The organism is Skermanella pratensis, from assembly GCF_008843145.1.
GTDB classification, from domain to species: domain Bacteria; phylum Pseudomonadota; class Alphaproteobacteria; order Azospirillales; family Azospirillaceae; genus Skermanella; species Skermanella pratensis.
Genome location: NZ_CP030265.1, coordinates 3,200,327 through 3,225,840 on the forward strand (window position 1 = coordinate 3,200,327; position 25,514 = coordinate 3,225,840).

General features: G+C 67.4%; 20 protein-coding genes and 1 pseudogene. 11 read left to right on the forward strand and 10 right to left on the reverse strand.

Annotated features, from left to right (window positions below):
- Positions 1-64: 64 nt before the first annotated feature.
- Positions 65-1,177: a porin gene (locus DPR14_RS14580; RefSeq protein WP_158045791.1), complete on the reverse strand. Its 1,113-nt coding sequence runs from the start codon at positions 1,175-1,177 to the stop codon at positions 65-67.
- Between the two features lie 409 nt (positions 1,178-1,586).
- Between DPR14_RS14580 and DPR14_RS14585 the strand changes: the two genes are divergently transcribed.
- The 3 genes from DPR14_RS14585 to DPR14_RS14595 all read left to right on the forward strand — a co-directional run bounded on the left by DPR14_RS14585 (position 1,587) and on the right by DPR14_RS14595 (position 5,343).
- Positions 1,587-3,473, forward strand: a complete 1,887-nt coding sequence (locus DPR14_RS14585) for a potassium/proton antiporter (RefSeq protein ID WP_158045792.1) — start codon at positions 1,587-1,589, stop codon at positions 3,471-3,473.
- Between the two features lie 84 nt (positions 3,474-3,557).
- Entirely contained in the window at positions 3,558-4,190 is a 633-nt protein-coding gene (locus tag DPR14_RS14590; protein ID WP_158045793.1) for a DedA family protein, read from the forward strand.
- A gap of 100 nt (positions 4,191-4,290) precedes the next feature.
- A complete protein-coding gene (locus DPR14_RS14595; RefSeq protein WP_158045794.1) occupies positions 4,291-5,343 on the forward strand; it encodes an SGNH/GDSL hydrolase family protein in 1,053 nt (350 codons plus the stop codon).
- 8 nt (positions 5,344-5,351) lie between these two features.
- Here DPR14_RS14595 and DPR14_RS14600 read toward each other — a convergent pair whose 3' ends face one another.
- From DPR14_RS14600 to DPR14_RS14610, 3 genes are all read right to left on the reverse strand, one after another.
- A complete protein-coding gene (locus DPR14_RS14600; protein ID WP_158045795.1) occupies positions 5,352-7,109 on the reverse strand; it encodes a potassium/proton antiporter in 1,758 nt (585 codons plus the stop codon).
- Between the two features lie 98 nt (positions 7,110-7,207).
- Positions 7,208-8,539, reverse strand: a complete 1,332-nt coding sequence (locus tag DPR14_RS14605) for a DEAD/DEAH box helicase (RefSeq protein ID WP_158045796.1) — start codon at positions 8,537-8,539, stop codon at positions 7,208-7,210.
- A gap of 210 nt (positions 8,540-8,749) precedes the next feature.
- Complete coding sequence (locus tag DPR14_RS14610) at positions 8,750-9,478, reverse strand: SDR family NAD(P)-dependent oxidoreductase (RefSeq protein WP_158045797.1); 729 nt, start codon at positions 9,476-9,478, stop codon at positions 8,750-8,752.
- A 256-nt stretch (positions 9,479-9,734) separates the two neighbouring features.
- Here DPR14_RS14610 and DPR14_RS14615 point away from each other — a divergent pair, with 256 nt between their 5' ends.
- The 3 genes from DPR14_RS14615 (at position 9,735) to DPR14_RS14625 (ending at position 13,543) form a co-directional block, all read left to right on the forward strand.
- The gene (locus tag DPR14_RS14615; protein ID WP_158045798.1) at positions 9,735-11,750 is read left to right on the forward strand and encodes a PhoX family protein; all 2,016 of its coding nucleotides are present in this window, start codon (positions 9,735-9,737) and stop codon (positions 11,748-11,750) included.
- Positions 11,751-11,906: 156 nt separating this feature from the next.
- Entirely contained in the window at positions 11,907-12,425 is a 519-nt protein-coding gene (locus DPR14_RS14620) for a Fur family transcriptional regulator (RefSeq protein WP_211103777.1), read from the forward strand.
- Positions 12,422-13,543: a CobW family GTP-binding protein gene (locus tag DPR14_RS14625; protein ID WP_158045799.1), complete on the forward strand. Its 1,122-nt coding sequence runs from the start codon at positions 12,422-12,424 to the stop codon at positions 13,541-13,543. Before DPR14_RS14620 ends, DPR14_RS14625 begins: the two co-directional genes overlap by 4 nt.
- A 552-nt stretch (positions 13,544-14,095) precedes the next feature.
- On the opposite strand, the gene DPR14_RS14630 is transcribed toward DPR14_RS14625, so the two are convergent.
- Together DPR14_RS14630 and DPR14_RS14635 are read right to left on the reverse strand one after the other, a co-directional pair.
- Positions 14,096-15,325 carry an ArsB/NhaD family transporter gene (locus tag DPR14_RS14630; RefSeq protein WP_158045800.1) on the reverse strand — a complete coding sequence of 410 codons (1,230 nt, stop codon included), beginning with the start codon at positions 15,323-15,325 and terminating at the stop codon, positions 14,096-14,098.
- A gap of 86 nt (positions 15,326-15,411) precedes the next feature.
- Positions 15,412-16,197: a putative metalloprotease CJM1_0395 family protein gene (locus DPR14_RS14635; protein ID WP_158045801.1), complete on the reverse strand. Its 786-nt coding sequence runs from the start codon at positions 16,195-16,197 to the stop codon at positions 15,412-15,414.
- 224 nt (positions 16,198-16,421) lie between these two features.
- Between DPR14_RS14635 and hrpB the strand changes: the two genes are divergently transcribed.
- The 4 genes from hrpB to DPR14_RS14650 all read left to right on the forward strand — a co-directional run bounded on the left by hrpB (position 16,422) and on the right by DPR14_RS14650 (position 21,337).
- Positions 16,422-17,909 carry an ATP-dependent helicase HrpB gene (hrpB, locus tag DPR14_RS28885; protein ID WP_343038650.1) on the forward strand — a complete coding sequence of 496 codons (1,488 nt, stop codon included), beginning with the start codon at positions 16,422-16,424 and terminating at the stop codon, positions 17,907-17,909.
- The gene (locus DPR14_RS28890) at positions 17,906-18,955 is read left to right on the forward strand and encodes an ATP-dependent helicase C-terminal domain-containing protein (RefSeq protein WP_343038651.1); all 1,050 of its coding nucleotides are present in this window, start codon (positions 17,906-17,908) and stop codon (positions 18,953-18,955) included. Before hrpB ends, DPR14_RS28890 begins: the two co-directional genes overlap by 4 nt.
- 27 nt (positions 18,956-18,982) lie before the next feature.
- The gene (locus DPR14_RS14645; RefSeq protein ID WP_158045802.1) at positions 18,983-20,167 is read left to right on the forward strand and encodes a BaiN/RdsA family NAD(P)/FAD-dependent oxidoreductase; all 1,185 of its coding nucleotides are present in this window, start codon (positions 18,983-18,985) and stop codon (positions 20,165-20,167) included.
- Between the two features lie 99 nt (positions 20,168-20,266).
- Positions 20,267-21,337 carry a methyl-accepting chemotaxis protein gene (locus DPR14_RS14650; protein ID WP_158045803.1) on the forward strand — a complete coding sequence of 357 codons (1,071 nt, stop codon included), beginning with the start codon at positions 20,267-20,269 and terminating at the stop codon, positions 21,335-21,337.
- 9 nt (positions 21,338-21,346) lie between these two features.
- Here the strand turns inward: DPR14_RS14650 and DPR14_RS14655 are convergent, their stop codons facing one another.
- The 3 genes and pseudogenes from DPR14_RS14655 to adh form a co-directional block, all read right to left on the reverse strand.
- Positions 21,347-22,396, reverse strand: a complete 1,050-nt coding sequence (locus tag DPR14_RS14655; RefSeq protein WP_158045804.1) for a metal-dependent hydrolase — start codon at positions 22,394-22,396, stop codon at positions 21,347-21,349.
- Between the two features lie 123 nt (positions 22,397-22,519).
- Positions 22,520-22,903, reverse strand: a complete 384-nt coding sequence (locus DPR14_RS14660) for a DUF779 domain-containing protein (RefSeq protein ID WP_158045805.1) — start codon at positions 22,901-22,903, stop codon at positions 22,520-22,522.
- Positions 22,904-23,012: 109 nt separating this feature from the next.
- Positions 23,013-24,532, reverse strand: a pseudogene (gene adh / locus DPR14_RS14665) (aldehyde dehydrogenase).
- Between the two features lie 181 nt (positions 24,533-24,713).
- Between adh and DPR14_RS14670 the strand changes: the two are divergent.
- Positions 24,714-25,013 carry a GIY-YIG nuclease family protein gene (locus DPR14_RS14670; protein WP_158045806.1) on the forward strand — a complete coding sequence of 100 codons (300 nt, stop codon included), beginning with the start codon at positions 24,714-24,716 and terminating at the stop codon, positions 25,011-25,013.
- A 162-nt stretch (positions 25,014-25,175) separates the two neighbouring features.
- Here the strand turns inward: DPR14_RS14670 and DPR14_RS14675 are convergent, their stop codons facing one another.
- Complete coding sequence (locus DPR14_RS14675) at positions 25,176-25,484, reverse strand: hypothetical protein (protein WP_158045807.1); 309 nt, start codon at positions 25,482-25,484, stop codon at positions 25,176-25,178.
- Between the last annotated feature and the right edge of the window lie 30 nt (positions 25,485-25,514).

A 25,514-nucleotide genomic window follows, 5' to 3' on the forward strand; every position in this document is an offset into this window, starting at 1 on the left:
AGCGGATGAACCGCTGCCCCTTTTCCTGTCCGATCGGACCCGGTCGCCCGGGTCCGCACTCCGATTAGAAGTTCAGACGGGTGCTCAGCACGGCGACGTAGCCTTCGTTGCTCTGCACGAGGCTGCCCGGGACGGTGCTGACGACGTCCTCGTCGACGAACATCAGGTCGGCCTGGACGATGAAGCCCGGAGCGAGGGTGTAGGCGAAACCGCCGCCGTAGGTCTTGTAGTCCGGGGTGTAGGTGGTGAAGCCACCCTTTGCGCCCTCGGCATCGGCGTAGCTGAGGCCGACCGCGAACGGACCGGCGGTGTAGCTGGCGCCGACGTGCCAAGCTTTCGCGTCACCGGCGACGGTGCCGACGGCCGCACCGAAGTCGTCGCCGTCAACATAGCCGCCGCCGAACTTGAAGCCGGCGTAGCCGAGCTGGGCACCGGCCTGCCAGGCGAAGAAGTCTTCCAGTTCGGTGGCGCCGAGGGCGTCTTCGCCGCTGGCGGTCGAACCGGTGGCGCCGAGGGCGACCGAGAAGCCGGCAAAGGTGCCGGTGTAGTTGGCGCCGAACTCGAAGAAGTCCCTGTAGGTGGTCTGGGCCTTCAGGCCGACGACCGACTGGCCTTCGTTGCCGTTCTGGGTGGCGTAGCTGACACCGGCCTGCACGCCGGCGAACCGCGGGGTCAGGTACATGACCTTGGTGGAGTCGCCCGAGTCCGGAGCCTTGATGGTGCCGAAGAAGGGCTGGGCGCCGAAGCGGGTACCGCCGGAGGTGACGTCCAGGAAGTCGTAGGCGTCGCCGTCGAGCTGCTCGATGCCGATCAGCGGGGCGTAGATGGCGAGGGTATCGGCGGCGCCGTCGAAGTCACCGAGCTCGATGCGGCCCCAGGTGCCGCCGAGGTAGACCGAGGCCTCGTCCGTCACGATGCCGGCGTTGGCACCCGAGGAGTTCTGCAGCTCGACCTTGGCGCCGTAGAGCAGGCCATTGTCCGCCTTGCCGTCGGCGCGGACGACGATCTCGGTCTCGAGCTGGAATTCGCGGCTGGTACGGCCGGGAACGTCGTCATCATAGTAGGCGCCGAAGAACTCGGTATAACCGCCCAGGGAAACGGTGATCTGCGCCTGTGCAGCCTGCGCATACAGAGCGGCGGCGGCGATCGCGGTGGTCCCCAAAAGGATCTTTTTCATTTAAGCTACCCCTATCGAGTATTCATTCAACCGACGCAGCCACGATCTTGTCGTCCCCGCTGTCGTCTTGGTCGTATAGATACCTCAATGCTGACTTTGCTGAAGTCCTTTCTGCTTCGTAGTGTGAGCTTTGGGCACATATGTGTTCGATCAGTAACATCATCCATACAGCCTATTAGTAACACTTTTGATTTGCTACTTCGGTTCTATTGTTACTGCTGGGACCGGCAGAGACCTGTTTTTGTCCTGGGTGGCTGCCAAGGCGCCCGGCAGGATGCCGCTGCCCCACGGACGCATAGCGTGAGATGAAAACCCGACCTAGACTGAACACTCCGAGGCGTTGCCCGGCCTTGCCGAGTGTCCCAAACAGCTCCCAAATCACAATCAAGAGTCGCGCCGGGATGGTTTTATGGAACTGATCAATCTGATTATTCTCGTCGCCGTCGCGCTCCTGCTGGTCAGTATCTTCACGAGCCTGATTTCCTTCCGCATCGGCGCCCCGCTGCTCCTGATCTTCCTAGGCGTCGGTCTCGCCGCGGGGGAGGACGGGATAGGCGGCATCGATTTCGACAACACGCCGGCGGCTTTCCTCATCGGCAGCGTCGCTTTGGCGATAATCCTGTTCGAGAGCGGATTCGACACGCGCTTCTCGAGCTACAAGGCGGCAGCCTGGCCGGCGCTGACCCTCGCGACGGTGGGGGTCGTCGCCACCATGGGCCTTGTCGGGGTTGCGGCCCGATTTTCCCTTGATCTTCCCTGGCTGGAGGCGATGCTGGTCGGCGCGATCGTCAGCTCGACCGACGCGGCGGCGGTCTTCTTCCTGCTGCGGGTCGGCGGAATCACTCTGCGCGACCGCGTCCGGTCGACCCTGGAGATCGAATCGGGGACCAACGATCCCATGTCGATCTTCCTGACCATCGCCCTGGTCGAGCTGATCGCGGCCGGCGGGACCGACTCGCCCTGGCATCTGGTCCTGATGTTCGTCGGCCAGATCGGCGGCGGCGTCCTGTTCGGCCTTCTCGGCGGATGGCTGCTGATCATGGTGATCAACCGCATCCGCCTGGAGCAGGGTCTTTACCCCGTCGTCTCCCTGTCGCTCGCGCTGTTCATCTTCGCGGTCGCCGGAACCCTTGGGGGGAGCGGCTTCCTGGCGGTCTACGTCGCCGGGCTGATCGCCGGCAATGCCAAGCTGCGCGGCGCGCAGAGCTTGCGCCGATTCCACAACGGACTGACTTGGCTCAGCCAGATCGTGATGTTCGTCATGCTGGGACTGCTGGCGACGCCGTCGCAGTTTCCCGGGCTGCTGGTGCCCGCAGCGCTTCTGGCCCTGGTACTGATCCTGGTCGCCCGGCCACTGGCGGTCTGGCTATGCCTGGCGCCGTTCCGCTTCACGGCCAACGAGACGACCTTCATCGCCTGGGTCGGGCTGCGCGGCGCGGTGTCCATCCTGCTCGCCATCGTCCCGACGCTGTTCGGGCTGCCCGACGGCCAGCTCTACTTCAACATCGCCTTCCTGATCGTCCTGATGTCGCTTCTGGTCCAGGGCTGGACGATCAGGCCGCTGGCCCATTGGCTGAAGCTGATCGTGCCGCCGCGCATCGGGCCGGTCGATCGCGTCGAGCTGGAACTGCCCGGGCAGGCCGACTACGAACTGGTCGCCTACACGATTCGCGAGCACAGCCCGGTGGTGACCGGGCACCGCCTGCCCCGCTGGGCGCGGCCTTCGCTGATCATTCGCGACGGCCAGGTCCAGACGATCCACAGCGTCCGCCACCTGCAGGCGGGCGACCTGGTCTATCTTTTCACCGCCCCGTCGCGCGTGGCGCTGCTCGACCGGCTGTTCGGCGAGACCCGCGAGCTGGCGGAGGACGACCGGCAGTTCTTCGGCGACCTGAGCCTGAAGGCGGACATCACGGTGGGCGCCCTGGCCGAGCTATACGGCCTGCCCCTCTCGGTTCGGAACGCCAAGCTGACGCTGTCCGACCTGTTCCGGCAGGAATTCCGCGACACGGTCGAGGTCGGCGACCGGCTGCGCATGGGCTCGGTCGAACTGATCGCGCGGGATATGGACGAGGGCAAGCTGCTGACCGTCGGGCTGGCCCTCGAACCGGCGACCCCGCCGGCCGGCCTCCGCATCCCCGTGATCCCCCGGCCGGGGGACCTGCTCCACGCCCTCGACGCCGCCCGCAGCCGCTTCTACTTCCGACTGTGGCAACGCCGCGAGCGGCGTCAGGCTCGCCGGGCCGAGCGGCGCGCACGTCGCGAGTTGAAGCGAAGCGGAGGCGACCGCACATGATCAGCCTGCAACGGAACGACCGCTCCGTGGTTTTCACTGCGGTCTGCCGCTGCAAGGTCGACCAAGGCTGAAGGTTGGATTGACATGATTGACTGGATCACCGGTCTGATGAACTCGCTCGGCTATGCCGGCATCGCGTCGCTGATGTTCCTGGAGAACATCTTTCCGCCGATCCCGTCGGAGGTCGTGATGCCGCTCGCGGGCTTCACCGCGGCCGAGGGTCCCTTGTCGCTCGTGGGGGTCATCGTGGCCGGCGTCCTCGGCTCGATCGCAGGCGCGCTGCCCTGGTACTATGCCGGCAAGAAATACGGCGCAAGGCGGATGCGCCATTTCGCCGAGCGTTACGGGCGCTGGATCACGGTATCGCCCGAGGATATCGACCGTGCCACCGGATGGTTCGAACGTCACGGAGGGGTGGCGGTCCTGATCGGGCGGCTGGTCCCCGGCGTGCGCACCCTGATCTCCGTTCCCGCGGGCATCAGCGGCATGCCCATGATCCCCTTCCTGCTCTACTCCACGATCGGGACCGTGGCCTGGACCGGGGCGCTCGCGGTCTGCGGCTATATCCTGCGCGGCCAGTGGCAGGCCGTGGAAGCCTATATCAGCCCGATCAGCACCGTCATCGTCGCCGGCCTCGTCCTCCTGTTCGCCCATCGCTTCTACCGGCAATGGAACGGGCGCCGGAAAGGCGAGGAGGCGAGCCAGCCCGGCGATTAACGGTCCGACCGAACGCGTCATTGCGCCGATACCCCCGTTCCTCTACAAGCACGCCGAAAAGCTTTTTACCAGAAGTTGCAAAAATTGCCTGGAGGCGACAATGCTTTGGTGGTTCGCTCATTCGCCCTACACGCCGAAGGGCTTGGCGATGCTGGCGGGGATCGGCGTCTCGGCCGGCATCATGGCGAGCGCCGGTCCGGCCGGGGCGGCCCCGGTCACTTCGGTCTACACGTTCGGCGACAGCCTGAGCGACACCGGCAACATCTCGGCCGCGACCCTCGGCCTGCTGCCGATATCGCCGCCCTATGCGCCGGGGCGGTTCTCCAACGGCCCGGTCTGGACCGACATCGTCGCCGGAGCCTACGGCACCGAGTCGCGGCCGTCGCTCCTGGGCGGGAACAACTATGCCGTCGGCGGCGCCACGACCGGCGGAACCACGTCGGTCGAGGGACTGCCGGTGCCCGGCGTGACCTTGCAGACTCTGAGCTTCCTGTCGCGGCTGCCGCCTTCAGGTGCCGACCCCGACGCCCTCTACATCGTCTACGGCGGCGGCAACGACGTCCGCAACGAGTTGGGTACCGCCCTGCCGGCCGAAACCCTGGCAGCGGCGGCCACGGCGAATGTCAGCCAGTCCGTGACCAGTCTCGCCCTGGCAGGCGCCCGCTATATCATGGTTCCCAATCTCAGCGACCTTTCCATGACGCCGGAGTCGATCGCGGGCGGCCCCGCGATCCAGGAGCGGGCCACCTCCCTGTCGGCCGCGTTCAACGCCGCGCTGACATCGGTTTTGGACGGCATCGAGGCGGCTCTCCCGGTCGAGCTGATCCCGCTGGACGTCCGCAGCCTGTTCAACGACGTCGCCGCCAACCCTGCGGGCTACGGGTTTACCAATGTGACCACGGCGTGCTTCAGCGGCGCCATCGCCCGGCCCGGAACCGTCTGCGCGAATCCCGACGAGTACCTGTTCTGGGATAACGTGCATCCGAGCGCCGCCGCCCACCGCATCCTCGGCAACTATGCTCTGGCGGCACTCTCCGACTGGGGCGTGGGCGGTTCCGACGGCGACCCCACCGAGGTGTCCGAGCCGGCGACGCTCGTGCTGCTCGCCGGGGGTCTGCTCGGCCTGGGCCTGCTGCGCCGCCGCCGGTCCTGAGCCACGGGTCAGGTCCGGCCGGAGCGGCGGAACAGGCCGGCCCTGCCCGACCGCGACGGTTCCAGCGACAGTCCGATCTCGTCGATCTTGTCGTCCGCGGCGACGCGGACGATCAGTTCGACGGGACCGTAGGCCAGCCGGTCTCCCGTCTCGACCCTGCCTCGGAATTCCCGCTTGAGGACATCGCACACGGTCAGGTCGGCGTCCTGCGGCGGTGTCGGAAACCCGTAGGTCGCCGCGAGCTGCCCGATGGCGGCGTCGGGCGCCAGGGTGAAGTCGCCGTAGAACTCCCGATCCTCGACCTTCAGCTCCGTCGGGCTGGCGAACAGCCGATCCAGCAGGGGAAGCCTGTCGGGCGACGTGAAGATCAGCACCAGGTCGCCGGTCTCGACCCGGCCAGCCTTGTGCAGGCGCATGGACTGACCGTTGCGGACGATCAGGGACGGCCGGGCCCAGCGGGGGATCCGCTCGCCCAGCGTCACCGGGCTGCCCGCCACCGTCCGGTAGGCCACCAGTTCGTGGCTGGCGCCGCCGGGCAGTTCCAGCTCCACCCTGTCCACCGGCCCGATGCGCGGCGGCACGATGAGGCCGAGCCGGCGCGCCATGGGCTTAATCGTCCAGCCCTGGACCAGGAGCGAGACCAGGACGATGATGAAGGCGGTGTTGAAGAAGATCTGCCCGTCCGGGAAACCGGCGATCAGCGGCAGGATCGCCAGCAGGATCGAGACGGCCCCGCGCAGCCCGACCCACGCGATGAACGCGGTCTCGCTCCGGGTGAAACCGAACGGCATCAGGCACAGCCAGATCGCGAGGGGGCGCCCGACCAGGATCAGGAACAGGGCCAGGGCGATCGCCTGCGGCGCGATGTCCAGAAACTCGGACGGCGTGGCGAGCAGCCCCAGCATCAGGAACATGGTGATCTGGCAGAGCCACGTCATGCCGCTCTGGAAGCGGCGCAGGGACCGCGCGCCGTGGAGCCGGCTGTTCCCGGCGAACATGCCCCCGACATAGACGGCGAGGAAGCCGCTGCCGCCCAGCATCGAGACGCCGGCGAACAGGCAGAGGGCCAAGCTGATGACGATGATCGGGTAGAGCCCCTGTTCGAGGTCTATCCGGTTGACCGCCTGGACGATCAGCCACCCGCCGGCGAGGCCGCCCAGGGCGCCGATGCCCATCTGCAGGAGGAAGGAACCGGCCACTTCCCACGACAGGCTTTGGGCCGAGCCGCCGCCCGCTATCAGTTCGACCAGCGTGATGGTCAGGAAGATCGCCATCGGGTCGTTGCTGCCGGACTCGATCTCCAGGACCGACCGCACCCGTTCGCGTATGTTGATGCCCCCGACCCGGAGCAGGAAGAAGACCGCCGCCGCGTCGGTGGAGCTGACGATCGCGCCCATCAGCAGGCTTTCGAGCAGCGGCATGCCGAAAGCGACGTGCGCGACCGCCCCCACCAGCCCCGTGGTGAGCACGACCCCGACCGTGGCGAGGGTCAGGGACGGCCAGGCCGCCGCCTTGACGGTCTGCCACCGGGTCTCGAACCCGCTGTCGAACAGGATGATGGCAAGGGCGATGGAGCCGACGAAATAGGCCAGCCCCGCATTGTCGAAGTCGATGCCGCCGATGCCGTCTTCGCCGGCAAGCAACCCGACGCCGAGGAACACTAGAAGCAGCGGCGCTCCGACCCGGAAGGAAATCAAACTTGTCAGGACACTGATCGCTATGAGGCCGGCTCCAACCAGAATAGCCAAGCTCATCATGTCGATCATGCGTCGAAATCCTCATACTTCCTTGGTCCGGGAGACACAAGATATGGGATTTCGACGTTCGTTATTCAACAGCTGGTATGAAGCCCCCCGCCGGGGAATCAGCGCCCCGAGCGGCGGCGGGATGGGTTGCCCTGGGGCGGCCTGCCTTGCTGGGCCTGCGCCGGACGGCCCTGACCCTGGCCATGAGCTTGGCGCGTCTGGTCCTGCCGGCCCTGGGCCGGCCGGCCGTGACGCTGCGGACGGCGGTCCTGGAGAGGAGGCCGGGCATCGGGATCGGCCTGCACGACACCGCCGAGGGAGTGCCACGGATGGTCCTCGACGACCGGGATGCGGACCTTGATCAGCTTCTCGATGTCCTTCAGGTAGGCCCGCTCCTCGCTGTCGCAGAACGAGATAGCGATGCCGCTGGTCCCCGCCCGCGCCGTCCGGCCGATCCGGTGGACGTAGCTTTCCGGAACGTTCGGAAGGTCGTAGTTGATCACGTGGGTAATGCCGTCGATATCGATGCCGCGGGCGGCGATGTCGGTGGCGACCAGCACGCGGATCTCGCCGGAGCGGAAATTCTCCAGCGCCCGCTGGCGGGCTGTCTGCGACTTGTTGCCGTGGATCGCTTCGGCCCGGACCGCGATCTGGCCGAGTTGCTCGACGACCCGGTTGGCGCCGTGCTTGGTCCGCGTGAACACCAGCGCGCGCCCGATGTCCGGCCGCTTGAGCACTTCGCCGAGCAGGGGCCGCTTGTCCGCCTTCTCGACGAACATGATGCGCTGCTCGATCCGCTCCGCCGTGCTGGAAACCGGCGTCACCTCGACCCGGACCGGTTCGGTCAGGATCTTGTCGGCCAGCTTCGCGATCTCCGGCGGCATCGTTGCGGAGAAGAACAGCGTATGGCGCTTGGTCGGCAGGACCTTGATCACCCGCCGCACGTCATGGATGAAGCCCATGTCGAGCATGCGGTCGGCCTCGTCCAGCACGAAGACTTCGAGCCGGTCGAGCTTGATGAAGCCCTGCCCGATCAGGTCGAGCAGGCGGCCCGGCGTGGCGACGAGGATATCGACGCCCCGCGCCATGCTCTGGACCTGGGGATTCTGGCCGACGCCGCCGAAGATGACCGTGCGGGTGAGCGGCAGGTGGCGGCCATAGGTCGCGAAGCTCTCGCCGATCTGGATGGCGAGTTCGCGGGTCGGGGTCAGCACCAGGACGCGCGCACCGTACGACATGGGCCGGGTGCGGTTCTCCGACAGGCGGTGAAGGATCGGCAGCGCGAAGGCCGCGGTCTTTCCTGTGCCGGTCTGGGCAACGCCAAGCAGGTCGCGGCCCTGGATCAGGTGCGGCACGGCCTGCGCCTGGATCGGAGTGGGATTGCTGTAGTTTTCGGCGCTGATGGCGCGCAGGATCGGCTCGCTCAAGCCGAGTTCGCTGAAAGACGTCACTATGAAGGGATCTTTCGGGGCCTGCCCCGCGCGCTGCCGGGTCGCCCTTTGTGCTGATGCTGGCCCACCCGATGCAGCGGCAAAGCCGCTTCGCGCGATCGGACGGTGCGTTTGTTCGAGTACGATAATTGCTCCTTCGCAGATGCGAAGTCAAGCCCCGCGTGACCGGATCATCCAGGGGCGCGGTATCCGCCGCGCCCCGTCCCGCCGTCAGCCCTTGGTGCGCAGGCTGCTCCGCCCACCGTCCACGCCGAACACCTGCCCGGTGATCCAGCCGCTATCCTTGCCGAGCAGGAAGGCCGCCATGGCCGCGATGTCGTCCGCCTCGCCGATGCGGCCCAGCGCGTGCAGCCCGGCGATGCTCTGGGTCATCTGCTCGTTCGAGGTCAGGCCGTGGGCGAGCGGCGTCCGCGTCAGGCTCGGCGCCACCACGTTGACCCTGACATGGGGTGCCAGTTCCGCCGCCAGGGACCGGCCCAGCCCTTCGACCGCGCCCTTGGCGGTCGCGATCAGCGTATGGTTGGCGAAACCCTGCCGGACCGCGACGGTGGAGAACAGCACGACCGATCCCTTGGCCGACTTGAGCCCCTTCTCGGCGGCGCGGATCGCGTCCACCGCGCCAAGCACGTTGAGCTTGTAGGTCTGGATGAAGTCGTCGTGCTTCGTCGCCTTGAGCGGCCTGATGTCGATCGAACCGACGCAGTAGGCGATGCCGGCGATGCCCTCGCCCTGGTCGGCCTCACCCACCGCGGTCGCGACCTGGTCGGGATCGAGCACGTCGCACCGAGCATGCCGGGCCTTCAACTCGTCCGCCAGCGCGCCGACCTTGTCGGCGGAGCGGCCGGTCAGGAAGAGTTCCGAGCCGCCCGCCGCGAGCCGCCGCGCCAGGGCCTCGCCGATGCCGCCGTTGGCGCCGAAGATGATGATGGGTGCTGCCATGGATACCGAGCCTCAACGCTGTTTGATCGTAACCGTCAACATGTGTGACTGAACTAGCGTGCGGCGCGGCGCCGTCCACCGCCGGGCGCGGTGTCGACGGATGATTTCCCGGTTTTTCAAAGGGATAAATCGGGTTTTGATTTAATGATCGGGTAATGGAACGGTCACCGAAGTGTCATGGCGCCGGTCTATGGTCCGCGGCAACACACCCCGGAACACGGGGCGGATCACGGACCGGAGCAGGTGGGAGAGAACCATGGACAGCCGCGACATTTCCCAGTTTTCGTGCAAGGCGGAAGCCTTCGAGGCGTCCGAGGACATCGGCCGCAATCCCTCCGAGGGGCCGACCCTCGGCGACATCATCGCCAAGCGCTTCGCGCGCCGCGACATGCTGCGCGGCTCGCTCGCCGTCGCCGCCATCACCGCCACCTTCGGACCGCTGGCGCTCGCCACGGCCGAGAAGGCCAAGGCCGCCGCCGGCAACGGCAGCAAGGCCAGCTTCAGCTTCGACGAGGTGACCCGCGGCGTCGACCGTACCCACCACGTCGCCAAGGGCTACAAGGCCGACATCCTGATCCGCTGGGGCGACCCCGTGCTGCCCGGAGCCCCGGCCTTCGACCCGATGAAGCAGACCGCGGCCGCCCAGAAGATGCAGTTCGGCTACAACAACGACTATGTCGGCTACATCGGCCTGCCCTTCGGCTCGAACAATCCCGACCACGGCCTGCTCTGCATCAACCACGAATACACGGACGAGGAAGTGATGTTCCCCGGCGTCGGCGTGGAGCAACAGGAAGCCAAGTTCACGGCCATGACCAAGGAACTGGCCGAGATCGAGATGGCGGCCCACGGCGGCACCATCATCGAGGTCAAGAAGACCGACGGGACATGGGCCGTCGTCGCCGACAGCAAGTACAACCGCCGGATCACCGCGTCCGACACGGTGATGCGGATCACCGGTCCGGCCGCCGGCCACGACCGCATGAAGACCAAGGCCGACCCGACCGGCACCAGCGTGATCGGCATGATCAACAATTGTGCCGGCGGCATCACGCCCTGGGGCACCTTCGTTTCGGCCGAAGAGAACTTCAACGGCAATTTCGGCGGCAAGATGGCCGACGACCATCCCGAGGCCGAGAACTACAAGCGGATCGGCGTCCCGGGCAACTGGTACAACTGGGGGACCTATCACGACCGCTTCGACGTCTCCAAGGAGCCGAACGAGGCCAACCGGTTCGGCTGGATGGTCGAGATCGACCCGCTCGACCCGACCTCGGTGCCGAAGAAGCGCACCGCGCTGGGCCGCTTCAAGCACGAAGGCGCGGAGAGCATCGTCAACAAGGACGGCCGGGTCGTCTTCTACATGGGCGACGACGAACGGTTCGACTATGTCTACAAGTTCGTGACCGAGGGCAAGTTCAACCCGAACGACCGCGCCGCGAACATGGACCTGCTCGACAAGGGCACCCTGTACGTCGCCAGGTACGGCGAGGACGGCAAGGGCGAGTGGCTGCCGCTGGTCCACGGCCAGGGCAAGCTGACCGCCGAGAACGGCTTCAACAGCCAGGCCGACGTGGTGATCCAGGCGCGCAAGGCCGGCGACGTGCTCGGCGCCACCAAGATGGACCGGCCGGAGGACGTGGAGCCCAACACGAAGACCGGCAAGGTCTACGTGATGCTGACCAACAACACCCGTCGCAAGGCCGACGCGGTCGACGTGGCCAACCCCCGCGCCGACAACGCCTTCGGTCACATCATCGAGATGACCCCGACCGACGGCGACCACGCCTCGACCACCTTCGCCTGGGACATCCTGGTGAAGTGCGGCGATCCCACCGTCGCCGCGGTCGGCGCCACCTTCAACCCCGCGACCTCCCCCGACGGCTGGTTCGGCATGCCGGACAACTGCGCGGTGGACAACCAGGGCCGCCTGTGGGTCGCCACGGACGGCAACAGCTACAAGGCCACCAAGACGACCGACGGCGTCTGGGCGATGGAGACCGAAGGCGACCTGCGCGGTACCGGCAAGCTGTTCTTCCGCGTGCCGGTCGGCGCCGAGATGTGCGGCCCGGTGTTCACGCCGGACGACAAGACCCTGTTCCTGGCCGTGCAGCACCCGGCGACCGACAACACCAAGGATTGGCCGGAGTTCGGCAAGGCGTCCAGCTTCGAGGACCCGGCGACCCGCTGGCCCGATTTCAAGGACGGCATGCCGCCCCGCCCGTCGCTGGTGGTCGTCACCAAGGAGGATGGCGGCGTCATCGGCGTCTGACCGGTCCGCAAGGCTTTTCGGGAACGGGCGGCTTCGGCCGCCCGTTTTCGTTCGGCGTCCTTCCGCCGCCCGACCCTCCCGCCTTCTTTTTCGGGTAATCCGGCGTGCGCGCTGTTATATGATTACATATCGCCCGACGATCTTCCGGGAGCCGCCATGGCAACCATGACAACACCGGCCCAGCCCGCGGCCGCGCACGACCACCGGCACTGCGTTTCCGGCGCCCTGGCGCGCGCGGAGACCTTGTGCGCGTCGCGCGGCGCCAGGCTCACCCCCATCCGGCGCCAGGTCCTGGAATTGGTGTGGAGCGGGCATCGTCCCCGGGGCGCCTATGCGATCCTGGAGGACATGCAGGTGGACGGGCGCCGGGTGGCTCCGCTAACGGTCTACCGCGCGCTCGACTTCCTGGTCGAGCACGGGCTGGTCCATCGCCTGGAGAGCCTGAACGCCTATATCGGCTGCCCGGACCCGGACCATGCCCATGCCGGCCAGTTCCTGGTGTGCAGGGACTGCGGCAACGCGATTGAACTGAACGACCAGGGCGTCAGCGCCGCCATCGCCGAAAGCGCCCGCTCCAGGGGTTTCCAGATCGACCGGCCCACGGTCGAGGTGCGCGGGATCTGCCCCGCCTGCCAGAACTCGCTAACGTCATCTCCTGAGAAAGCCGAACCTTGACCACTGTCATCGCCGCCAACCCGACCCGCCTGCCTGTCTCCGTCCTCACCGGCTTCCTGGGCAGCGGCAAGACGACGCTGCTCTCACGTCTGGTCCGCCACCCCGGCATGGCGAACACGGCGGTGATCATCAACGAGTTCGGCGAAATCGGGCTCGACCACCTGCTGGTCACCGAAAGCTCGGAGAACACGGTGCTGCTGAACAGCGGCTGCCTGTGCTGCACCGTGCGCGGCGACCTGATCGACACGATGCGCGACCTGTTCCTGAAGCGGGTGCGCGGAGAGATCCCCGAGTTCGACCGCGTCGTGATCGAGACCACCGGCCTCGCCGATCCGGCACCCGTGCTCCACACCCTGATGAACGACCCTCTGATCGCCGCGCGCTTCCGCCTGGACGGCGTCATCACGACGGTGGACGCCGTCAACGGCTCCGACCAGTTGAACCGCCACCAGGAGAGCGTCAAGCAGGCGGCCGTCGCCGACCGGATCGTGCTGACCAAGACCGACATCGCCTCCCCGGGAGCGCTGGCCGACGTGGAGCGGCGGCTGGCCGCGCTGAACCCGGCGGCCCCGCTGATGCGCGCGGTCCAGGGCGAGATCGAGCCGGCGGGTCTGTTCGACGCCGGCCTCTACAACCCGACGACCAAGAGCCCCGACGTGGAGCGTTGGCTGCGGGCCGAGGCTTATGGGGATGACCACGGGCACGGGGATCACGGCCATGATGACCACGACCACGGGCATCACGAGCACGGGCATGATCATCATGGCCACGATCACCGCGACGGCCGGGCCCATGACCGGAACCGGCACGACGACCATATCAGCGCCTTCTGCATGACCATCGAGGAACCGCTGGCCTGGGAAGGCTTCGCCACCTGGATCGAGACGCTGATCACGCTGCGCGGTCCCGACCTGCTGCGCATCAAGGGCATCCTGAACGTTCGGGAGTCCGACACGCCCGTCGTCGTCCACGGCGTCCAGCACGTGTTCCATCCGCCCGTGCGCCTGGAAGCCTGGCCTTCCGAGGACCACCGCTCGCGAATTGTCTTCATCACCCGCGACGTCAGCCGCGAGACCATCGAAGCCATGTTCGACGCCTATCGCAACGCTTCGGAGTAACGGGTTCCGGAAAAAGGAAACGGCGGGCTGAAAGCCCGCCGTCAGATCGTTCTAACCCTCATATTCTTCTTGGCACCTGGCCGGTTCCAGCGCCTTGCGCTACAGGACCTTGTCATGACGGGGGCAGCACCCCCGGTGTGGCCAAGTTGGTATCCAAAGCCGCCACGACGCCAACCTCAGCCGCTCACTCGTAACGGGAGCGGTACCGGTGCGTTGCTTCCTCAACCTAATCGTCCCGCCCTTGAAGTGGGCAGGATCGTTCATTGTTCGGCGACGCCCTCCCCTGACGTGCCTTTGTCGTGCGGGTTCGTTTATTGCCTTCTTTCTTCCCGCATCGTTGGAGTGACCATAGCGCAATTCCCCCATACCTGAAAGGGTTTTGTTGAGAAATTCGCCGTCGTGCGAGCATTAAGTCATGGGTGTGACCGCCGGCCAAAGTAATCGGGACGAATTCGGGGAGCGACCTCAACATTCCTGGACCGATCGGTTCATCTTCATCTCGCAGATGCACAATGAAAATTCCCGAAGTTTTATTGAGCCCCTGGATCATTTTCACGGCATCAACCCGGTAGCCCACAACCACGCGCACGCAAAGCCGAGTGATAATGCGGTCATAGGTATGCCGCACCGGGCATGCTCCAGAAAGCCGAGCCGAACCCCGACGGCCCGCGCCCGCTCGACCACGATGATGTTGGCGAGGCTGCCGAGGATCAGCAGGTTCCCCGCCAGGGTCGACAGCAGGGCCAGACCGTACATCGCCCCTTCGGGGGGATCGGGCCAGACCGCCAGCAGCAGCACCACCGCGGGCACGTTGCCGATGGTGTTGCTTGCGACGACCGACAGAGGCGCCAGCACGGCCAGGCGGTCGGGCAGCAACCCGGCGGATGCCAGCGCGGCCACCGCCTCGGCCGGCAGGCCCGTGCGTTCGAGGGCGGAGTTGATCGCGAACAGGCAGGCGAACAGGACCAGCAGCGGCCAGTCCACCATGCCGACCATGCGCCGGCTCTCCAGGTTCCGGCTGATCAGCAGCATTCCGGCGATCAGCAGTACGCCGACCTCGTGCGGGACGCGCGTCGCGAACATCGCCATCAGCGCGCCGGTCGCGACGAGCGCCTTGCCGAACTGCCACCTGTCCAGTTCCGGTTCCGGCAGGTCGGCGAAGGCGGGATTGGCGGCATCGGCCAGGCGTCCCCGCCAGACCACGGAAACGGTGACGAACACGCAGGCCAGCGCGACCAACGCAGGAACGCCGCAGGCCGCCAGGAACCGCCAGAAATCCAGCCCGCCGACCTGTCCGATCACGATGTTCTGGGGATTGCCGATCAGGGTCGCGGCCGATCCCGCGTTGGCGGCACCGGCCAGGGCGATCAGGTAGGGACGCGGATCGAGGCCCCGTCCCTTCAGCCCCGCGCAGAGCATCGGCGTCATGGCGAACACCACGACGTCGTTCGCCAGCACGGCGGACAGTCCGCCGCCGGCCGCGACGGTGACGGCCAGCAGGGCCTGGGGCGAGCGGCCGGCCCGCGCGATGCGCAGCGCGCACCAGTCGTAGAACCCGGCGGAGGCGAACTGCGCCGACAGGATCATCAGCCCGAACAGGATGAACAGCGTCGGAAAATCGACAGCTCCCGCGATCTGGCCGCTGTCGAGGGCCCCGCCAGCGAGCATCAGGATGGCGGCCACCAGGGCGATTCCGGTGCGGTCGATCCGCAGGCCAGGGAACCGTCCCAACGCCATGCCCGCGTAGGTGACGGCGAAGACGGTGAGAACGAACAAGGTCACGTCTGGGGAATCCGGATCGGTGTTTGGCGGCGAGCGGCGGGAAGCAGGTGTCCCTTAACACCCAAGCGGGCGCCAAGTCACACGTGTCATGCGTTGATCCCGACCAGGCCACCGGCCGGCCGTCCCAGGGCGGATGCACTGCGATAGGCCCGGGCTGCCGAGGCCACGAGGCCGCCGTCCTGCGCCGGAAGGCCTTGCTCCTGTCCGGCCTGCTCCTGTTCCGTCTGCCCGGGAGGCCGCAAGCCGGACCCGGTCCGGCCGAACGATTGCGCCTTCCCGTCGGAGGCGGACCCTTCCCCGCCCTCTTCGGCCTCGCCGCCCCCCTGAAGCTTCTCCAGGGTCTGGGCGTTCAGTTCGCGCTGGGCCTCCATGCGCGCCTTGTCGGCGGCCGCAGCCACCTTGTAGTCCTGGGGCGACGGTTCGGCCGGTGCTGTGGCGGCGCCCCTGATCCGTTCCATCTTGGCGATGGTGGCCGCAGGGTCCCTTTCCGGGCTGATATCGATCGACACCTCCCCGCCGATCGCATAACGCCTGCCGTCCGGGCCGGTCTGGTAGGTGTAGGAAGGAGAACCGGCATACTGGCCGCCGGCGGCCTGATGGGCGCGCTCGTGGTTGCGCACCTCCGTGTCGCGCTTCTTAAGCTCCTTGACCTGGTCCCGCTCGGCCTCGGTCAGGCCGGAGGCGTCGCGCTTCTCGCCGTCCTTCGACTGGCCGTTCACTCCGGACGCGGCCGACGGGACGCTCGACGAGGTATCGCTCTTCAGGACGTGGGCGCAGGCATCCGCGCAGCCGCACGGCATCGACCGGATCGGCCTGAGCCAAACCGTCGAAGCGGACGACGCCCGCGGGGAGGAAGCGGCGCTCGTGATCATGGACCCTCGTCGGGGAAGTCCAGCGTTGAAGGATCACAGGACGGCAGCATGCGCCGACGCCGCTAATTTTCCGTAAAGCCGCCCCCTGTAACTGCGCGGCGGAGGGCACCAGCTTATGCCGGAAGCTCCTGCCGGACTGCGCCCGGGCACTGCGGCCGAGCACTGCGGCCGATCCCGTGCTATAGAGCCCGCCGCCGTTTCCGAAACCCGACGAACACAGCGCCTTGTCCAATCCTGAAACACTTTTCCCGGCGCTGCCGATCGATCCCGTCCTGCCGGAGATCCGCCGGACACTGGCGGGCTCCCGCCATGCCGTTCTCCAGGCGCCGCCGGGTGCCGGCAAGACCACGCGCGTTCCGCTGGCGCTGCTGGAGGAGGATTGGCTGGCCGGCGGCAAGCTGATCATGCTGGAACCACGACGGCTTGCCGCGCGTGCGGCGGCCCGGCGGATGGCCGGCCTGCTCGGCGAAGCGGTCGGCGAGACCGTCGGCTACCGGGTTCGGATGGACAGCAAGGTCGGTCCGCGGACCCGGATCGAAGTGGTGACCGAAGGCGTGCTGATCCGGCAGCTGCAGCAGGACCCCGCGCTGGAAGGCGTCGGCGCCGTCCTTTTCGACGAATTCCATGAACGCAGCCTGGACGCCGACCTGGGCTTGGCGCTATGCCTCCAGTCCCGGTCGGTGCTGCGCGACGACCTGCGCCTGCTGGTCATGTCGGCTACGCTCGACGGCACCGCGGTGGCCGGGCTGCTCGGCGGCGCTCCCGTCGTCACCAGCGAGGGCCGCGCGTTTCCGGTCCAGACCCGCCATGTCGACCCGTCCAAGGCGCGGCGGATCGAGGACGCCGTCGCATCCACCGTGCTCCGCGCCCTCGACGAGGAGCCGGGCAACATCCTGGTTTTCCTGCCCGGCGTTGCCGAGATCCGGCGCGTCGAACGCCAGATTCGCGACGCCTCGCCGGGTCCGGGCATCCTCATAGCCCCGCTCTACGGCGACCTGCCCCAGGACCAACAGGACCAGGCGATCGGGCCGACCCCGCCTGGCCGGCGCAAGATCGTGCTGGCGACCTCCATCGCCGAGACCAGCCTGACGATCGAGGGAATCCGGGTGGTCGTGGACAGCGGCCTGATGCGCGTCTCCCGCTTCGATCCGGGCAGCGGCATGACCCGGCTGGACACGGTCAGGGTCAGCCATGCCTCGGCCGAGCAGCGCCGCGGCCGCGCCGGCCGCCTGGAACCCGGCATCTGCTATCGGCTCTGGCCGGAGGAGCAGCATCGCGCGCTGCAGCCCCACACCGCGCCGGAGATGCTGGCCGCCGACCTGGCGCCGCTGGCGCTGGAACTGGCCCAGTGGGGCGTGCTGGACCCCGCCGAGCTGCGCTGGCTGGATCCGCCGCCGGCGCCGGCCCTCGCCCAGGCGCGGGACCTGCTGCGCCGCCTCGGATCGCTCGACGCCGGGGACAGGATCACCCGGCACGGCAGGCGCATGGCGTCGCTCGGCATGCACCCCGCCTCGCCCATATGGTGCTGGCCGGAGACCGGCTCGGCTGCGGTGCGCTTGCCTGCGAGATCGCGGCCCTGCTGGGGGAGCGCGACATCCTGTCCGGGCCATCGGCCGGCGGGACCGGCGAGCAGCGGGACGGCGACCTGCGCCGCCGGGTCGAGGTGCTGCGCTCCGCCGACGTCGCTCCCCGGGGGGGTAATTGGACGGTGAGGCAGGTGGCGCGGCAGGCCCGGCAGTGGCAGCGCCAGCTCGGCATACGGCCGGGCAGCGGCGACGTCGCCGATACCGGCCGCGTGCTGGCCTTGGCCTACCCCGATCGGATCGCCCACCGCCGGGCGGGAAGCGACGGCCAGTACCGGCTCAGCAACGGGCGCGGCGCCTATTTCCTGAAGATGGAGCCCCTGGCCGCCGAGGAGTTCCTGGCGGTCGCCGACCTGGACGGAGCCAAGCGGGAGGCACGCATCTTCCTGGCGGCACCCCTGACCCTCGCCGAGTTGGAGGAGGACTTCGCCGACACCATCGAGACGGTGGAGTTCGTCGCCTGGGACGGGAGGGAGGAGGCGGTGCTCGCCCGCCGGCAGCGCCGGCTGGGCGAATTGGTCCTGAAGGACGAGCCGCTGCCCGACCCGGAGGGTTCCCGGACCGCCGCCGCCTTCTGCGAGGGCATCCGCGAACTGGGCCTCGCCGCCCTGCCCTGGACCCAAGAGTTGGAGAATCTCCGGGCGCGGGTCCAATTCCTGCGGCGGGTCGAGGGTCCGGACAGCGAATGGCCGGACCTGTCCGACGCGGCGCTGCTCGGCACGCTGGAGGACTGGCTGGCGCCGTTCCTGACCGGCATGACCCGCCGTGCCCACCTGAAGCGGCTGGACCTGTCGGCGGCACTCAGGTCGCTCCTGTCGTGGCACCGGCAGCGCGAGCTGGACGAGGCCGCGCCGACCCATGTCACTGTCCCCAGCGGGTCCCGCATACCGCTGGACTATACCGGCGGCGACGTGCCGGTGCTGGCGGTGCGTCTCCAGGAGATGTTCGGCTTGGCCGAGACCCCGGCGCTGGCCCGCGGCCGGGTCCCTCTGGTCCTTCATCTTCTGTCGCCGGCCCGCCGCCCGATGCAGGTGACCAGCGATCTCGCCAGCTTCTGGGCCAACACCTATCGCCACGTGAAGGCCGACCTGAAGGGCCAGTATCCCAAGCATTACTGGCCCGACGATCCCCTCCAGGCGGAACCGACCAGCCGAGCCAAGCGGCGCGGCACCTGACCGGATTGTTTTCCCGATGAGCACAGCATGAGCGAAGCCTCCCGATTCGACGCCATCGTGATCGGCGCCGGCGCCGCAGGGCTGATTTGCGCCATGTCCGCAGGGCGCCGGGGCCGGCGCGTGCTGCTGATCGACCACGCCGAGAAGGCCGGAAAGAAGATCCTGATCTCCGGCGGCGGGCGCTGCAACTTCACCAACCTGCACACGGCGCCGAACCGGTTCGTCTCGGCCAACCGCCATTTCGCCATATCGGCGCTGAAGCGCTATACCCAGCACGACTTCATCGCCCTGGTCCGCCGGCACGGCATCGCCTTCCACGAGAAGAAGCTGGGCCAGCTGTTCTGCGACGACAGCGCGCGGGACATCGTCGGCATGCTGCTGCGCGAGTGCGAGGAAGCGGCCGTCGAGCTGGCGCTGGAAACCTCGGTGACGCGGATCGCCCGGGACGACCTGTTCCGGGTGGAGACGTCGCGCGGGCCGTTCGAGTCGGAAAGCCTGGTGATCGCGACCGGCGGCCTGTCGATCCCCAAGATGGGGGCCACCGGGTTCGGCTACCGGATCGCCGAGCAGTTCGGCCTGAAGGTGCTGCCGACCCGCGCCGGCCTGGTCCCCTTCACCTTCGCCGACGCGGACCCTAGGAATTTCAAGGACCTCGCCGGCGTGTCGTTCGAGGCGTCGGTGCGCTGCGGGGGCACCGCGTTCGACGAGGCGATCCTGTTCACCCACCGCGGCATCAGCGGGCCGGCCATCCTGCAGATCTCGTCCTACTGGCGCGACGGCGACCCGGTCGAGATCGACATGCTGCCCGGGCTCGACGCGGTGCCGCACCTGAAGCGGCTGGCGGCCGAGCGGCCCAAGGCTGAGGTGAAGACGGTGCTGTCGGAGGTGCTGCCGCGCCGCCTCGCCCACCGGGTGACGCCCGCCGGGCTGGACGGGCGGCCGGCGGGGCAGGTGCGGGACCGCGACTGGCTCGGCCTTGCCGACGACCTCCGGCGCTGGCGCATCACGCCGGCCGGGACCGAAGGCTACCGGACCGCCGAGGTGACGCTGGGCGGGGTCGATACCTCGGAGCTTTCCTCCAAGACCCTGGAGGCCCGCAAGGTGCCGGGCCTTTTCTTCGTCGGCGAGGTGGTCGACGTGACCGGCTGGCTGGGTGGTTACAACTTTCAGTGGGCTTGGTCGTCCGGCTTCTGCGCCGGCCAATTCGCCTGACGGGATTTACGGTTACGCTTCGTTCACCATCGGCGGCTAGGCTGTGCGGGATTTGGGGCGAATGCCTTGAAAATCGTCGCGGAGAGGTGGTTGGCCAGCATGGAACACGCGTCCTCTCCGGCCCTTCCGCCCATGATCGACCTGCTCGCCGACTGGCGGGCCTTCTGCGCCTTCCAGTCCCGATGCCTGGATGCCCTCCGCAACGAGGTCGAGGAAACCAGCCGCATCGTCGAACAGAGCACGCTGGACATCAGCAGCGGGTTCCGCGACCTCGCCGTGTCGGCGGACGAGCAAGGGAAGCGGGTGCAGGAGATCATCGCGAACGCGAACATCGTCGAGCTGGAAGGCGAGCACGTCCCGATCGAGCAGGTCATGATGCTGATGCAGAGCATCCTGGTCGAGATGGTGAACAACATCGTCTCGCTGTCCATGCAGGCGATGCGCATGGTGTATCTGCTGGACGACGTGGTGCAGGACGTCGACGTGGTCGGCAGGTTCATCGGCGAGATCGAGGAGATCAACCGGCAGACCAGCTTCCTGGCGCTGAACGCCAGCATCGAGGCGGCGCGCGCCGGCGCCGCCGGCAAGACCTTCCACGTGGTGGCGGGCGAGGTGCGCGAACTGTCCGCCGGGACCGCCGCCCTGGCCGAGCGGATGCGACAGACCGTCGGCGCCGTCTCGCGCGGGGTGGCACGTGGCTACGACATCCTGCGGACCATCGCCGAAACCGACCTGTCGCCCCAGCTCCTCGCCAAGGAGCGCATCGACCTCGCCATGTCCGGCCTGATCGTCCAGGCGGACCATTTCACCTCGGTGCTGGGCGAGGCCGTGACGGCCTCCGCCGGCATGAGCCGGAACATCGGGCAGATCGTCGTCCGCCTGCAGTTCCAGGACCTGGCGAAGCAGCGGCTCGACCACGTGATCGACGGCATGACGGCGATGAAGGCCGGCCTCGCCGACCTGGACGCCGCCACCCGGTCGGCGCATCCGGCATTGCGCGACGTGCCCGACCGCTCCGGCTGGCTGGCGACCCTGGCGCCTCCCGCCCCGGCGGGATCGGTGCGGGAGCAGGACCTTCGCCGGCTGCTGCTGGGCGGCAGCGGACTCGACGGGCTGGGCGCCCTCGATGCGGAGATCCCGGCGACGGACCGGGAAATCGAGCTGTTCTGAGCGCGCCGCCTAGCCCCAGATCTCCCGCCAGTACTGCCGCAAAAGGTCGCCGGAAGCGCTCCGCTCCCGCTGGAACCTGACGGGCGGCCCGAGCAGATGTCCGTCGCGGTCGACCTGGGCGCGGATGCCCCAGAAGCCGAGCGCGTCGCCGCCCCACATGCCATAGCGGTAATCCACCGCCTCCACCACCGCGCCGTCGGGGGACTCGGAGATCTGCCAGAACACCTTGCCCATGGCGAACCAGGTGAAGATCGCCGCCTCCGGCGTGGCGGCGACCCGGTCGATCAGCGGATCGGCCTGGAGCGGGTAGGTCTCCCATGCGATCGGCCTGTCGCCGAACACGGAACGGTAGCCCACCATGACGGACTCGGGCGTCTCGGCGACGACCCGGCGGAACCAGGGCTGGAACATCTGCGGATAGGCCAGCACCTCGCCGAACGGCTGGCCGGCCCGCCGCAACTCCTCCCGCGCCATGGTCCGGACGGAATCGTTGATCGCCCAACCCATCAGCGAATAGGCGTAGATGAACAGCAGGGCCGCCGCCGCCGATCCGACCGCGGCACCCGGCCGGCGCTTCGCCACGGTTCCGATGACGAGAGCGACGATCAGGACCAGGCTGTAGACCGGGTCGATGATCGGCAAGGCGTCGATCGCGAAGCGGTGCCGGGAGAACGGCGCCAGCAGCTGGGTGCCGTAGCTGGTGAACAGGTCGATGATCGGATGGGTGAACAGCACCAGGACCGCCAGCCAGATCCAGGCCCGCAGCATCTCCGGCGTGTCGGATCGGTCGGGCTCGCCCCGCCGGGACGCGCGCCAGCGGTGGAAACGCCAGATCGCCCATCCGAAGAACGGCCCTGCCACCGGTCCGAAGAAGATCGAGTGCGTGATTCCGCGGTGGTGGACCCAGCTGGCATAGGGGCCGAAGAAGCCGGCGACCACGTCCAGGTCGGGAACGACGCCCAGCAACGCCCCCGCCACCATGGCCCGCCGGCCGAGCGTCCGTCGAAATCCGGCCTGCGCGACCACGGCGCCGAGCAGGCTTTGCGTAATGCTGTCCATGTCCTACCCGAGGGCCTTTCCTGAAGCTTCCACCCGGTCCTTGGAGGCCCGGCACCAGAGAGAGATGCACCGGCCGACCGTCGAGGCAATCGCCTTACCCTCGGGGAAGGGACGGATCAAGCGTCAGGCGTCCCCGCGCGGCGGCGGCCCGGCCGCTTCCAGCTCCGCCGCCTCCTCGTCCGTGAAGACCCGGCTGCGGGTCAGGAAGCGCACGCCTTCCGGGGCTTCCAGCGAGAAGCCGGCGCCCCTGCCCTGCACCACGTCGATGATCAGCTGCGTGTGCGACCAGTATTCGAACTGCGCGGCTCCGATGAAGAACCGGCAGCCGGCGATCTCGCCGAGGTGGACGTCCTGCGCGCCGGTGCGGAACTCGCCCGCCGCGAAGCACATCGGCGCGCTGCCGTCGCAGCAGCCGCCGGACTGGTGGAATGCCAGGTCGCCATGGATCGCCTTCAGCTTCTCGATGACGGCTACGGCGGCCGGCGTGACGGTGACGCGTTCTACCATGTCGTTCCTCCCCCTGTTTTCCCGATAGGCACGACGAAAAGCCCCCTCCTCCGTGCGGAGGAGGGGGGAGCCAGTTCAGCGAGGACAATCCTGGACGTTTGTCACGCGATCAGAAGAAGCCAAGGGCCTTGGGGCTGTAGCTGACCAGCAGGTTCTTGGTCTGCTGGTAATGGTCGAGCATCATCTTATGGTTCTCACGGCCGATGCCCGACTGCTTGTAGCCGCCGAACGCCGCGTGGGCGGGGTACAGGTGGTAGCAGTTGGTCCACACGCGGCCGGCCTGGATGCCGCGGCCCATGCGGTAGGCACGGTTGCCGTCGCGGCTCCACACGCCGGCGCCCAGCCCGTACAGGCTGTCGTTGGCGATGGCGAGGGCCTCTTCCTCGGTCTTGAAGGTGGTCACGGACACGACCGGCCCGAAGATCTCCTCCTGGAAGACGCGCATCTTGTTGTTGCCTTCCAGCACCGTCGGCTGGACGTAGTAGCCGTCCGCCAGCTCGCCTTCGAGGACGGCGCGGTTGCCGCCGATCAGGACCTTGGCGCCCTCGGCCTTGCCGATCTCGATGTAGGACAGGATCTTGTGGAGCTGGTCGTTGGACGCCTGGGCGCCGATCATCGTCGCGGGATCGAGCGGGTTGCCCTGCTTGACCTGGCCGACGCGGGCGACGGCCTTCTCGATGAAGCGGTCGTAGATGCTTTCCTGGATCAGGACTCGGCTCGGGCAGGTGCAGACTTCACCCTGGTTCAGGGCGAACATCGCGAAGCCTTCGAGCGCCTTGTCGAAGAAATCGTCCTCTTCGGCCATCACGTCGGAGAAGAAGATGTTCGGCGACTTGCCGCCCAGCTCCAGCGTGACGGGGATGATGTTCTCGGACGCGTACTGCATGATCAGGCGGCCGGTCGTGGTCTCGCCGGTGAAGGCGATCTTCGAGATCCGCTTGTTCTGGGCCAGCGGCTTGCCGGCTTCCACGCCGAAGCCGTTGACCACGTTCAGCACGCCCTCGGGCAGCAGGTCGGCGATCAGCTCCACCAGGACCATGATGGCCAACGGGGTCTGCTCGGCCGGCTTCAGCACGATGCAGTTGCCGGCGGCCAGCGCGGGAGCCAGCTTCCATACGGCCATCAGCAGCGGGAAGTTCCAGGGGATGATCTGGCCGACGACGCCCAGCGGCTCGTGGAAGTGGTAGGCGACCGTGGTGCTGTCCAGCTCGCAGGCGGAACCTTCCTGGGCCCGGATGCAGGCGGCGAAGTAGCGGAAGTGGTCGACCGCCAGCGGCAGGTCGGCATGGGTCGTCTCGCGGATCGGCTTGCCGTTGTCGATGGTCTCGACCAGGGCCAGCAGGTCCAGGTTCTCTTCCATCCGGTCGGCGATGCGGTTGAGGACCTTCGCGCGCTCGGCCGGGGAAGTCAGGCCCCACTTGTCCTTGGCCTTGTGGGCGGCATCCAGCGCCAGCTCGATATCCTCGGCGGTGGACCGGGCGATCTCGCCGACCGGCTTGCCGGTGATGGGGTAATGTTGCTGAAATACTGACCCTTCACCGGAGCGACCCACCGGCCACCGATGAAGTTGTCATACTTTGGTCGAATGGCGATCTTCTGGCTGAATTTGTCGAGAGCTTGGTGAATCATCGTTTCCCCCTTTGACCACGGCGTGGTTATCCTGGACGTGGCACTATGAATGCCTGAGGATCGGGGGACCTGTATATGATACCTTAGACGCACTGCGGCAGATTGTCCCGAGGGCGGGACCCAGTGTTTGCTGTCGGCCCTCCAAGGTGCATACGCACACGGCCGATCAGGAGCTGGAAGCATGCCGAAGGAAGCAGGCGCATGGGTCTACATCATGACGAACCGCCCCAACGGGACGCTCTATGTCGGCGTCACGACCAATCTGGCGCGGCGCATCCATGAGCATCGGGAAGAAGCCCATGACGGCTTCACGATGCGATACGGTTTAAAACGCTTGGTCTGGGTGGAACGGCATGATGAAATCCTGCGCGCCGTGCAGCGGGAGAAGAACATCAAGCACTGGTCGAGGGCGTGGAAGGTGCTCCTCATCCTCAAGGACAATCCGGAATGGGACGATTTATATGAACGCCTGCAGATATGACGAAAATTTACATGATTCCGGCTCTATTTCATATGATCGAAGCCACTTCCCTCTTCATCATGGCCGGACTTGATCCGGCCATCCACGCGCGCACTTCATCCCGGCAGTTCGCGCGTGGATGCTCGGGTCAAGCCCGCGCATGATGAAATGAGGAGCAACAGTCTATTGAAATGCTTGATCAGGCTCCGACGGAGGACAGCAATCGACGTCGTCGATCCGGCATACGCCCGGCACCGTCACGTGCGGCCGGCTGCGCATGCTGAAGTCGCGCACTTCGGCCCGGCCGTTCCGCTGGAGCCAGGCGACAGCCTTGGGCACCAAGCGCGGGTCGACGCCGAGTTGTTCGCTGATGTGGTTGAAGGAGACGGCGGCGGTTTTCCGTTCGAGCAGGCGGTTGCGGCAGGCGCCGGCGACTCGTTCGGCCAGTTCGGGTATCCCGTTGTCCTGGCCGAGCTGAATGACGATTCCCATCAGAGGCTTCCTCCCAAAGATGCCATCAGT